At 58.9% G+C, this 11,730-nt stretch carries 11 protein-coding genes; all 11 read left to right on the top strand.

From position 1 onward, the window contains the following. Positions 1-15 precede the first annotated feature (15 nt). The 11 genes from efp to rpoZ all read left to right on the top strand — a co-directional run bounded on the left by efp (position 16) and on the right by rpoZ (position 11,713). Entirely contained in the window at positions 16-579 is a 564-nt protein-coding gene (gene efp / locus QKE19_RS04435) for an elongation factor P (RefSeq protein WP_016422706.1), read from the top strand. A gap of 48 nt (positions 580-627) precedes the next feature. Beyond that, entirely contained in the window at positions 628-1,332 is a 705-nt protein-coding gene (gene nusB / locus QKE19_RS04430) for a transcription antitermination factor NusB (protein ID WP_016422707.1), read from the top strand. 251 nt (positions 1,333-1,583) lie between these two features. Continuing rightward, positions 1,584-2,153: a bifunctional pyr operon transcriptional regulator/uracil phosphoribosyltransferase PyrR gene (gene pyrR, locus QKE19_RS04425; RefSeq protein WP_016422708.1), complete on the top strand. Its 570-nt coding sequence runs from the start codon at positions 1,584-1,586 to the stop codon at positions 2,151-2,153. After that, positions 2,150-3,103, top strand: a complete 954-nt coding sequence (locus QKE19_RS04420) for an aspartate carbamoyltransferase catalytic subunit (protein ID WP_347890466.1) — start codon at positions 2,150-2,152, stop codon at positions 3,101-3,103. The genes pyrR and QKE19_RS04420 overlap by 4 nt, the downstream gene beginning before the upstream one ends. Continuing rightward, positions 3,104-4,465, top strand: coding sequence for a dihydroorotase (locus tag QKE19_RS04415; RefSeq protein ID WP_049193729.1), 1,362 nt, complete (start codon positions 3,104-3,106; stop codon positions 4,463-4,465). 86 nt (positions 4,466-4,551) lie between these two features. Next, positions 4,552-5,736, top strand: a complete 1,185-nt coding sequence (carA, locus tag QKE19_RS04410) for a glutamine-hydrolyzing carbamoyl-phosphate synthase small subunit (protein WP_101687876.1) — start codon at positions 4,552-4,554, stop codon at positions 5,734-5,736. A gap of 24 nt (positions 5,737-5,760) precedes the next feature. Next, entirely contained in the window at positions 5,761-9,120 is a 3,360-nt protein-coding gene (gene carB, locus QKE19_RS04405; protein WP_049193726.1) for a carbamoyl-phosphate synthase large subunit, read from the top strand. Between the two features lies 1 nt (position 9,121). Continuing rightward, complete coding sequence (pyrF, locus tag QKE19_RS04400) at positions 9,122-9,991, top strand: orotidine-5'-phosphate decarboxylase (protein WP_049172959.1); 870 nt, start codon at positions 9,122-9,124, stop codon at positions 9,989-9,991. Between the two features lie 421 nt (positions 9,992-10,412). After that, entirely contained in the window at positions 10,413-10,739 is a 327-nt protein-coding gene (gene mihF / locus QKE19_RS04395; protein ID WP_016422714.1) for an integration host factor, actinobacterial type, read from the top strand. Between the two features lie 5 nt (positions 10,740-10,744). Next, complete coding sequence (gene gmk / locus QKE19_RS04390) at positions 10,745-11,317, top strand: guanylate kinase (RefSeq protein WP_016422715.1); 573 nt, start codon at positions 10,745-10,747, stop codon at positions 11,315-11,317. Between the two features lie 117 nt (positions 11,318-11,434). Continuing rightward, a complete protein-coding gene (rpoZ, locus tag QKE19_RS04385) occupies positions 11,435-11,713 on the top strand; it encodes a DNA-directed RNA polymerase subunit omega (protein WP_005510796.1) in 279 nt (92 codons plus the stop codon). Positions 11,714-11,730: the final 17 nt, after the last annotated feature.

Genomic DNA, 11,730 nt, shown 5'->3' with positions numbered 1-11,730 from the left:
TTCAGGAGAGTTTAGTTGGCTACCACTGCAGATTTTAAAAACGGTCTAGTTATCAAGCACGACAACAAGCTTCAGCAGATCGTGGAGTTCCAGCACGTCAAGCCAGGTAAGGGTCCGGCATTCGTCCGCACCAAGCTGAAGGACGTTCTGACCGGCAAGGTTGTTGACAAGACTTTCAACGCTGGCGTCAAGATTGAGACTGCTACCGTCGACCGCCGCGACATGACGTACCTGTACCACGACGGTGAAGGATACGTCTTCATGGACGACAAGACCTACGACCAGATTTCCATCCTGGACGCTCAGATGCCGGAGGGTGCTAAGTTCCTGCTTCCGGAAACCACCTGCCAGGTGTCCTTCCATGAGGGCAACGTTCTTTTCGCTGAAATGCCTGTTTCGGTTGAACTGAAGGTTGAGCAGACCGACCCGGGTCTGCAGGGCGACCGCTCCACCGGTGGCACCAAGCCGGCAACTTTGGAGACTGGCGCTGAGATTCAGGTGCCGCTGTTCATCGAAACCGGCGACGTACTGAAGGTCGACACCCGTGACGGCTCCTACCTGTCCCGCGTCAACCACTAATTCCCTCATCTAGTTCACCCTTTTGTTGAGAGCGATACATACACATCCATGACTGAAAAGGATCACAAGTCCGTCGAGACCCCGGATGCGCAGGAGTCCGCGAAAGTTCGCGAACCTAACTACAAGCGCCACGGCGCGCGCTACCGTGCGCGCCGTCGTGCGGTAGATCTGCTATTTGAGGCCGAGCAGCGAGGCGTCGACGTCGTCAAGCTTCTTGAAGAGCGGCTGGAAATGGTCCGTAATCCCGATCTGGATGTGAATCCAATTGCGGAGTACACCGAGCAGATCGTGCGCGGTGTAGCTGCGGAAATTATCGGTATCGACTCGACGATTTCTTCGTACCTGACGGAGGAGTGGCCGCTGCGTCGCCTACCGGCAGTCGACCGTGCTATTTTGCGTCTTTCCACCTGGGAGCTGTTCTACAACTCCGACGTGCCTCCGCGTGTGGCCGTGGTGGAAGGCGTTGAGCTGGCATCGGAATACTCCACTGATGTGGCGGCACCGTACATCAACGCAGTTCTCGATGCCGAGGCCAAGATTGCCGACCAGGCACGCCTGGCAGCAGCAGCTGTTAGCACTTCGGTGGGCGAGTCCCAGTTCGACGAGGCTATTCAGGCACAGGCTGCTGCAAATGAGGAAGCTGACAAGGCACTGGCTGACTCCGATGAGATGGCTAAGATTACCGGCCTGGACATGAGCGATATTGCCAAGCTGGTGGCTGAAGACGTGGCTAAGAGCGAGAACGGGTCCTAGCCAATCAAAGCGGCCGGGCTCACTGCGAACCGATCGCAGTCGGTTCTCGCGGATTGTCTGAAACTCCAAGTCCCTTTTTTGGGGGCTTGGAGTTTTGTTGCATTTAGAGGCAATTTAAGTGTGAGTGCTATTCTGGTCAGCGGAAGTTTGCACCGCGACCGTAGTTGCGGGTCACGCAAACTGATAATCAAATATCCACAATCAAGACATCCTTTAACGGACCGCACTGAGAGGCGGGGAAGGAGGTCACGATGAGCGAAGGAACGCCGCAAACAACCGAGCTGCTCAATGCAGACGAAGTTGCACGTACCATCGCGCGCATCGCGCACCAAATTATTGAAAAAACTGCGCTGGATAGCCCAAATGCTGGGCGCGTAGTTCTCCTCGGCATTCCATCTGGTGGCGTACCGCTGGCGGAGAAGCTAGCCGATTTGATTGAACAGTTCTCCGGCATTCGCCCGGAAACTGGATCGCTTGATATCACCCTGTACAGAGATGACTTGCGCAAGGGCCCACACCGCGCCCTGCAGCCCACGAACATTCCAAACTCCGGAATCGACGGCACCACCGTTGTTCTCGTAGACGATGTCCTCTTCTCAGGTCGCACGATTCGCGCCGCACTCGACGCTATTGCTGACATCGGTCGCCCGCGAGTAATTCAGCTTGCAGTGCTGGTTGATCGTGGTCATCGTCAACTACCAATTCGCGCCGATTACGTCGGTAAGAATCTGCCAACTTCCCGCGACGAAGACGTCGATGTGCTGGTAGAGGCACTTGACGGCCGTGACGCGGTTATTCTCACCCGGGCGGAGGAACAGTGAAACACCTGATTAGCATTGCGGATTTGACCAAGGATGAAATTGTCGGCCTGATGGATGAGGCCGATCGTTTCAAGGAGGTCATCCGCGGTCGGGAAATTAAGAAGCTGCCGACCCTGCGCGGCCGCACTATTTACAACCTCTTTTACGAGAACTCCACGCGTACCCGCTCTTCTTTTGAGACTGCGGGTAAGTGGATGAGCGCCGATGTTATTAATATCTCGGCTTCCTCTTCCTCTGTGAAGAAAGGCGAGAGTCTGAAAGACACCGCGCTGACTTTGGATGCTATCGGCGGCGATGCCATCGTCGTTAGGCACCCATCGTCGGGCGCGGCACAGCTGATCGCCAAGTGGACTGAGGAATTTGGCAACGGCCCATCGATCATCAACGCGGGTGACGGAAAGCACCAGCATCCGACGCAGGCTCTCCTGGATGCGGTGACGTTGCGTCAGCGCCTCGGTGGAATTGAGGGGCGCAAGGTCGTCATCGTTGGCGATATTTTGCACTCTCGCGTCGCTCGCTCTAACGCCGATCTGCTAAGCAAGCTCGGCGCCGAGGTCGTCTTCGTCGCGCCACCGACGCTGCTGCCGTTTGGCATCGAGACCTGGCCGGTGCGTGTTGCCTACCGCATGGAAGACGAGATCCGCGATGCTGATGCCGTGATGATGCTCCGCGTTCAGCAGGAGCGCATGAACGGAGGCTTCTTCCCATCCCATCGCGAATACGCCACTCGCTACGGGCTGTCGAAGGCTCGCGAGAAGATGCTTCGCGACGACTGCATTGTGATGCACCCAGGCCCGATGCTTCGTGGCATGGAAATTAACGATGCCGTCGCTGATCTGCCGCGCACTGCCGTGCTGCAGCAGGTAGCCAACGGTGTCCACGTCCGTATGGCAGTTCTTTTCACACTGCTGACCTCAGGTGTTTCCGTCAACTTGGAAGGGCAGGCATAAATGTCGAATCGCAATGAGTATGACGAAGCCTCGTACCCCGAGGTAGGACCGCTGGCAGCGTCCGCGAGGGGACAGCTGCTGCTGAAGGGTGTGCGTCCCTACGGTGAAGGCGAAGATGTCGACGTTCTGATTGAAGATGGCGTCATCGCTGAGATTGGTGAAAATCTCACGGCCGAGGACGGGGTAGAGGTCCTGGAGTTCGACTCCCTCGTTCTCTTGCCAGGCCTGGTTGACATCCATGTGCACCTGCGGGAGCCGGGCCGTGAAGATACGGAAACCCTGGCCACTGGTTCCGCTGCCGCAGCACGCGGTGGTTTCACCGCAGTGTTCACTATGGCCAATACCGCGCCGGTAACCGATGACCCCTCGATTGCTGAGTCGGTGTGGCTCAAGGGCCAGGCGCTGAACCTCTGCGACGTTCACCCGGTCGGATCCATTACTAAGGGGCTGAAGGGCGAGACGCTGACTGAGTTCGGCATGATGGCAGACTCGCAGGCGAAGGTACGCATGTTCTCCGATGACGGTAAGTGCGTTGACAATCCGCTGATTATGCGCCGCGCGATTGAATACGCCCGCGGCGAAGACGTATTGCTGGCGCAGCACTGCGAAGATCCGCGTCTGACCGCAGATGCATCGGCTCACGAAGGTCCGACCGCCGCACGACTCGGCCTGACCGGGTGGCCGCGCGTAGCTGAGGAGTCCATCGTGGCCCGAGATGCCATTATGGCTCGCGACTACGGCGGACGCATGCACATCTGCCACGCTTCCACCGAAGGCACGGTTGAGCTGGTCAAGTGGGCAAAAGAGCATGATATTCCGCTGACCGCCGAGGTTACCCCGCATCACCTGATTCTCACCGATGAGAAGTTGGAGACCTACGACGGCGTCTACCGCGTCAATCCGCCGCTGCGCGAGCAGCGCGACACCCTGGCTCTGCGTCAGGCTCTGATTGACGGGATCATTGACTGTGTCGCTACCGACCACGCTCCGCACGGCTCTGAAGAAAAGTGCTGCGAGTTCGAGCACGCTAAGCCCGGCATGCTTGGTCTGGAGACCTCGATGCCAATCATCGCCGAAGAGTTCGTTTTGAAGGGCGATTGTGATTGGCGCTGGCTGGCCAAGGTCATGAGTGAGCGTCCCGCTCAAATCGTGAAGCTACCGGGGCACGGCCGTCCGATTGCTGTCGGTGAGCCTGCCAACCTGACCGTTGTTGACCCGGGCAAAAAGTGGACGGTCCGCGGTGAAGACCTGGCGTCGAAGTCTGAGAACACTCCATATGAGGAAATGGAGATGGCCGTGTCCGTGGCAGCTACCGTGCTGCGCGGTAAGGTGACCGCTCTTAACGGAGAGGTCGCTGGATAATATTCATGTCAACGCATAAACATTCACATGCGTCCCGTATGATTAATGTAAATTCCTCGCACGCTACCCAACTGAAAGGCAATAACGTGAGCAACGAGTCGCAGGCCGCGGCCGCTACAGCGGCAGTCCTGGTATTGGCAGATGGCCGAGTGTTCCGCGGACGCGGTTTCGGCGCCACCGGTACAACCCTGGGTGAGGCAGTTTTTACCACCGCTATGACGGGCTACCAGGAAACCCTGACGGACCCGTCCTACCACCGCCAGCTGATTGTGGCTACCGCACCACAGATCGGCAACACCGGTTGGAACGATGAGGACTACGAGTCCCGCGGAAACAAGATTTGGGCAGCTGGCTTTATTATCCGCGATTTGTCGCGCATTCCCTCCAACTGGCGCTCGGAGCGCAGCTTGGAAGATGAACTGAAGGCACAGGGCATCATCGGTATCCGCCAGATTGATACCCGCGCGCTGGTTCGCCATTTGCGCGACAATGGCTCGATTGCCGCTGGTATTTTCTCCGGTGAGGACGCACAGCAGCCCGTCGATAAGCTGGTGGAAATCGTTCGCGCTCAGCCTGCGATGAAGGGCGCGGATCTGGCTCGCGAGGTCAGCACCGATGAGGCCTATGTCGTGGAACCACAGGGGGAGAAGAAGGCACGTGTTGTGGCCTACGACCTGGGCATCAAGTCCAACACCCCGCGTGAGCTGGCTAAGCGTGGCCTGGAAGTCGTAGTTGTTCCGGCTAACACTCCGTACGAAGATATTAAGAAGGAATACCAGCCGGACGGTGTCTTCTTGTCCAACGGCCCGGGTGACCCGGCAACTGCTGATGAGATGGTTGCGGTCGCCAAGGCTGCCCTCGATGACGGCATGCCGCTATTCGGTATCTGCTTCGGTAACCAGATTCTTGGCCGCGCACTCGGCCTGAATACTTACAAGCTGGTCTTCGGTCACCGCGGCGTCAATGTTCCGGTGAAGGACCACCGCACTGGCCGTATTTTTATCACCGCTCAGAACCACGGCTTCGCACTTGAAGGCAAGGCCGGCGAGAGTTTCGATACCCCGTGGGGCGAGGCAGAGGTTACGCACACCTGCCTTAACGACGACGTCGTGGAAGGTGTCGCACTGAAGAACGGCATGGCCTTTTCTGTGCAGTACCACCCGGAGTCCGCAGCCGGCCCGCACGATGCGCACTCTCTCTTTGATGACTTCCTGGCGCTGATCCAGCAGGTCGATTTCAACAAGTCCGCAACCGGAAACTCGAACAAGTAGGAAAGGGCTAAGGGACCTAACACCATGCCACGTCGTACAGACATCAACCACGTACTGGTTATCGGCTCCGGCCCGATTGTTATCGGTCAGGCCTGCGAGTTCGACTACTCCGGCACCCAGGCTTGCCGCGTGCTGCGCGAAGAGGGCCTGCGAGTCACGCTGGTTAACTCCAACCCGGCAACGATTATGACCGACCCGGAGTTCGCAGACTCCACCTACATCGAGCCGATTGAGACCAAGTACATCGAAAAGATCCTGGCCAAGGAAGCTGCAGAGGGCAACCCGATTGACGCTGTCCTGGCAACTCTCGGTGGCCAGACTGCACTAAACGCAGCCATTCAGCTGGACCGCGAGGGCATTCTGGAGAAGTACAATGTCGAGCTGATTGGTGCTGATATTCCGGCCATTCAGCGCGGTGAGGATCGCCAGATGTTCAAGGACATCGTCGCCAAGATTGGTGGCGAATCCGCTCGTTCCCGCGTCTGCCACAACATGGAAGAAGTCCATGAGACTGTTGCAGAGCTCGGTCTTCCGGTCGTTGTGCGCCCGTCGTTCACCATGGGCGGTCTGGGTTCCGGTCTGGCCTTCAACCAGGAAGACCTCGACCGTATTGCAGGTGGCGGCCTGGCCGCATCGCCCGAGGCCAATGTTCTGATCGAGGAGTCCATCCTCGGCTGGAAGGAATTTGAGCTCGAGCTCATGCGCGATGGCGACGACAACGTTGTCGTGGTCTGCTCCATTGAAAACGTTGATGCCCTCGGTGTCCACACTGGTGACTCGGTGACTGTCGCTCCGTCGATGACTCTGACCGACCGCGAGTTCCAGACCATGCGTGACCAGGGCATCGCAATTCTGCGTGAGGTCGGCGTTGACACCGGTGGCTGTAACATCCAGTTCGCCATCAACCCGAATGACGGCCGCATCATCACCATTGAGATGAACCCGCGCGTCTCCCGCTCGTCGGCGCTTGCTTCCAAGGCAACCGGTTTCCCGATTGCAAAGATCGCTGCCAAGCTGGCTATCGGCTACACCCTCGATGAGATCACCAACGACATCACCGGTGAAACCCCAGCTGCGTTTGAGCCGGTGCAGGACTACGTGATTGTCAAGGCTCCACGCTTTGCTTTCGAGAAGTTCCCAGGTGCTGACGATACGCTGACCACCACCATGAAGTCCGTCGGTGAGGCCATGGCTATCGGCCGCAACTACATCGGCGCGCTCGGTAAGGTCATGCGCTCGCTGGAGAACAAGCCAGCTGGTTTCTGGACTGTTCCGGATGAGGACTTCGCAGGTGAGCGCGCAAACGATGTCAACGCTGTCCTTGAGGACCTGAAGCGTCCGACTGAAGGTCGCATCTACGACGTTGAGCTGGCTCAGCGTCTGGGTGCTTCCATCGAGCAGATCCACGAAGCTTCCGGCCTGGATCCGTGGTTTATCGCTGAGATGGAAAACCTGCAGGATATCCGCAAGGAGCTTATCGACGCTCCGGTGCTGACCTCCGACCTGCTGCGTGAGGCTAAGTACTGGGGCCTGTCCGACGCCCAGATTGCTGCGCTGCGTCCGGAGTTGGCCGGGGAAGACGGCGTGCGCGAGCTGCGCTGGCGCCTGAACATCCACCCGGTATTCAAGACTGTCGATACCTGCTCCGCCGAGTTCGAAGCACAGACTCCGTACCACTACTCGGCATACGAGCTGGACCCGGCTGCTGAGTCCGAGGTCGCCCCGCAGACCGAGAAGGAAAAGGTCATCATCCTCGGTTCCGGTCCTAACCGCATCGGCCAGGGTATTGAGTTCGACTACTCCTGTGTCCACGCGGCGCTCGAGCTCTCCCGGGTTGGGTACGAGACCGTCATGGTCAACTGCAACCCGGAAACGGTTTCCACCGACTACGACACCGCAGATCGCCTCTACTTCGAGCCGTTGACTTTCGAGGATGTCCTCGAGGTCTACCACGCTGAGAGCCAGTCCGGAAAGGTCGCAGGCGTCATTGTTCAGCTCGGTGGCCAGACTCCGTTGGGCCTGGCGGAGCGTCTGCAGGCCGCAGGCGTTCCGATTGTCGGCACTAGCCCAGAGGCAATCGACCTGGCTGAGGACCGCGGTGAGTTCGGCAAGGTGCTGGCTGAGGCCAAGCTGCCGGCGCCGGAGTTCGGTACCGCCACCTCCTTCGCAGAAGCTCGCCAGGTTGCCGCTGGTATCGGTTACCCGGTGCTGGTCCGTCCGTCCTACGTCCTCGGCGGCCGTGGCATGGAAATCGTCTACGATGAGGCCACTCTGGAGGACTACATCAACCGCGCTACCGAGCTGTCCAATGAGCACCCGGTACTGGTTGACCGCTTCCTGGACAGCGCCATCGAGATCGATGTTGATGCACTGTGTGATGGGGAAGAGGTCTACCTCGGCGGCGTTATGGAGCACATCGAGGAAGCCGGTATTCACTCCGGTGACTCCGCGTGTGCGCTGCCTCCGATGACTCTGTCTGCAGGCATCATCGACAAGGTGCGTGAATCCACCAAGGCACTGGCACACGGCATCGGTGTCAAGGGCCTGATGAACGTTCAGTACGCACTCAAGGACGAGACGCTCTACGTCATCGAGGCCAACCCGCGTGCATCTCGTACCGTACCGTTTGTCTCCAAGGCAACCTCAGTTCCGCTGGCTAAGGCCGCGTCCCGCGTCATGATGGGCGCTACTATCGCGGAACTGCGCGAAGAGGGCATGATTCCGTCCAATTTCGACGGCGGCTCTCTGCCTGCTGACGCTCCGATTGCGGTTAAGGAAGCCGTCCTGCCGTTCAACCGCTTCCGCGACTTCGAGGGCCGCGCTCTCGACAGCCTGCTGAGCCCGGAGATGAAGTCCACCGGTGAAGTCATGGGCTTGGCAGACAACTTTGGTGCCGCTTTCGCCAAGGGCGAGCTGGCCGGTTTCGGTGAGCTGCCGACCGAGGGCACGATCTTCGTCTCGCTGGCCAACCGCGATAAGCGCACTCTGGTCTTCCCGATCCTCACGCTGGCGGATATGGGCTTCCGCATCCTGGCAACGGAGGGTACGGCCGGTATGCTGCGCCGCAACGGTGTTGAGTGTGAGGTCGTCGCAAAGCGTACGACTGATTCCGATGCGCCGACGGACGAGCGCGACATCGTCGACATGATTCGCGACGGTGAGGTTGACATCATTATCAACACCCCGTCCGGTTCTGCTGGCGCACGCTCTGACGGATATGAGATTCGCGCTGCTGCTGTGAGCCAGGGCGTAACTTGTGTGACCACCGCTCAGGGGGCCGTCGCCGCACTGCAGGGCATTCTGGCACTGCGCAACGGTGAGATGAGCGTTAAGGCTCTGCAGGAACTCCACCCGGCAGAGTTGGCTGCTCAGGAGCAGGCCTAACATGACCGCGAAAGCTGAAGGTTCCGCAGTGCGGACAGTCAAAGGTTTCGGCGATCGCCTCAGCGAGGTTGTCGCCGAGCGCGGTCGGCTCTGCGTGGGCATCGACCCGCACCCGGGGCTGCTGGATGCCTGGCAGTTGCCGCATTCGGCTGACGGTCTAGAGCGTTTTGCCGCCACATGCGTCGAAGCGTTCGGTGACATCGTTGCCGTCGTCAAGCCCCAGGTGGCGTTCTTCGAAGCCTACGGTTCCAAGGGCTTTGCCGTCCTGGAGCGGACGTTGGCGGATCTGAAGGACGCCGGTGCGCTGTCGATTGCAGATGCCAAGCGTGGCGATATCGGTTCGACGATGGCTGCATACGCTGATGCCTGGCTGTCGGATAGCTCGCCGCTGGCAGCCGACGCTCTGACGGTTTCTCCGTACCTCGGGTTCGGTGCTCTTGATCCGGCGGTTTCGTTGGCGTTGGAGAACGGACGCGGCCTGTTCGTGTTGGCCGCAACGTCCAATCCGGAAGGTGCGTCCGTACAGAAGGCGACGGTTTCGGGTGAGAGTCTGGCTCAGACCATGGTCAACCAGGCAGCCGCTATTAATGCCCGCCAGATTGACGCTGGTGCAAAGGCGGGCAGCATCGGCGTTGTTGTTGGCGCAACGCTTGACGACGCCCCGGTGCTCAGTGATCTGCGCGGTCCCATTCTCATGCCCGGTGTGGGAGCTCAGGGTGGAACCCCGGCCGATGTAGATCGTCTGGCAGGAGAATCCAAGGGGCTTGCACTGCCAAATATTTCGCGTGCAATTCTCTCCGCTGGGCCTGATCCTGCTGCGCTGCGGCGCGCAACTATTGAAGCTGCGGCTCCGTTCCTATCCGAGAGTTAGCAGCGAATCGACGATTTGGCAGAGGCCCGCAGGGCGCACCTCATAGAACAGGTGGCCCTGCGGGCTTCTTCCGTACCTAGCTGCCGAGATTTTCCTAATGAGCCTCAGGTGGCGGCGGAGTAGGTATAGGCACGTTACTGTGACGATTCCTGGGAGATTTCGTACAAAAACCGTGGTCAATTTCCATTCTCCTGGGCAAACGGTGCTACAATCGCCGGAGTTGGTTGACCACGACCGAAAGGTGGGGCGGATAAAGCCCTGGTGTCATTTTTATCGACACCCCGTCAGCATTTGCCTCAACAACCGGTAAGTGCGGTACGGTCTCCAATCGTTAAGCACGGTGTCGTTGCCTGCCCTTGGTGGACGCGAGGCTCGTGCAAGTAAATAAGAAGCTAACCAATCTATTTTTACGGAGGAACACGTGGCCCTTCCGCAGTTGACCCCGGAGCAGCGTGCAGCAGCACTCGAGAAGGCAGCTCAGGCCCGCAAGGTACGCGCAGAGCTCAAGGACAAGCTGAAGCGTGGCGCTATCGACCTGCCAGAGGTTCTCAAGCAGGCTGACGAGAACGAGATCATCGGCAAGATGAAGGTCTCCGCTCTGCTCGAGGCTCTGCCGAAGGTCGGCAAGGTCAAGGCACAGGACATCATGAATGACCTGGAGATTGCTCAGACCCGCCGCCTGCGTGGCCTGGGTGACCGTCAGCGTCGCGCTCTGCTGGAGCGCTTCGGCTACGCAGTGGAGGACTAGTCGCAGTGGCCGGGAATGAAAACGGTCAGCTGGTAGTCCTCGCCGGCCCTGCCGGTGTGGGAAAATCCACTGTTGTCAGTCGGCTCCGTGCCGAGGTTCCCGGACTGTACTTCAGCGTTTCCATGACCACCCGCGCCGCACGGCCGGGTGAGGTCGATGGCCGCGACTATTTCTTCGTGACCCCGGAGAAGTTCCAACAGCATATTGATGCAGGAGAGATGCTCGAGTGGGCTGAAATCCACGGTGGTCTGCAGCGTTCTGGAACGCCGCGTGGCCCGGTGGATAAAGCTCTCGCCGAGGGACGTCCGGTACTCGTTGAGGTGGATCTGGCGGGAGCCCGCTCCATCCGTAAGGTAGCGCCGAATGCTCACCTGCTGTTCTTGGCTCCGCCAAGCTGGGAGATTCTCGTCAGCAGGCTCACTGGTCGTGGCACGGAAACCGAGGCGCAAGTCAAGCGTCGCCTGGAAACCGCGCGAGTGGAAATGGATGCTCAGCACGAATTCGATGAGGTTGTTGTCAACGACAATGTCGATGATGCTGTGGCGGCCATCGCTCGGGCGCTGACTACTGGCAAGTAACAGGGCGACTCCACATCATCGATAGTAGAAATCGTTTCCAAGCAATGGTGTTTCTATTGCTCCGACGGTTTCTATTGTCACCCCAGTAACTCACGTTCTATTGAGGAAAGATTTCTCGTGACCCAGGAAAATACCGCCACCGAGGCAGTGTTCGACCCGCCAATTGGTATTACCAATCCGCCGATCGATGAGCTGCTTGGTAAGGCTTCTTCGAAGTACGCTCTGGCTATCTTCGCTGCCAAGCGTGCACGCCAGATTAATGACTACTACCAGCAGATTGACGAAGGCATGCTGGAGTACGTTGGCCCGCTGGTTACTCCGGGGGTCGCTGAGAAGCCTCTGTCCATCGCTCTTCGTGAAATCAACGCTGGTCTGCTGGACCACACTGAGGGCTAGAGCATTTCCTTAAGGGG

The organism is Corynebacterium sp. c8Ua_99, from assembly GCF_039907185.1.
GTDB lineage: Bacteria > Actinomycetota > Actinomycetes > Mycobacteriales > Mycobacteriaceae > Corynebacterium > Corynebacterium jeikeium_D.
The sequence above is the reverse complement of the archived record's forward strand: the minus strand, read 5'-3'. Positions and strand labels throughout refer to the sequence as shown.

What these genes read in the sequence shown, in the direction of transcription:
- pyrR (WP_016422708.1), top strand. Translation starts at nt 1,584, where the DNA reads ATGAGCGAAGGAACGCCGCAAACAACCGAGCTGCTCAATGCAGACGAA.
- QKE19_RS04415 (WP_049193729.1), top strand. Translation starts at nt 3,104, where the DNA reads ATGTCGAATCGCAATGAGTATGACGAAGCCTCGTACCCCGAGGTAGGA.
- pyrF (WP_049172959.1), top strand. Translation starts at nt 9,122, where the DNA reads ATGACCGCGAAAGCTGAAGGTTCCGCAGTGCGGACAGTCAAAGGTTTC.
- carB (WP_049193726.1), top strand. Translation starts at nt 5,761, where the DNA reads ATGCCACGTCGTACAGACATCAACCACGTACTGGTTATCGGCTCCGGC.
- nusB (WP_016422707.1), top strand. Translation starts at nt 628, where the DNA reads ATGACTGAAAAGGATCACAAGTCCGTCGAGACCCCGGATGCGCAGGAG.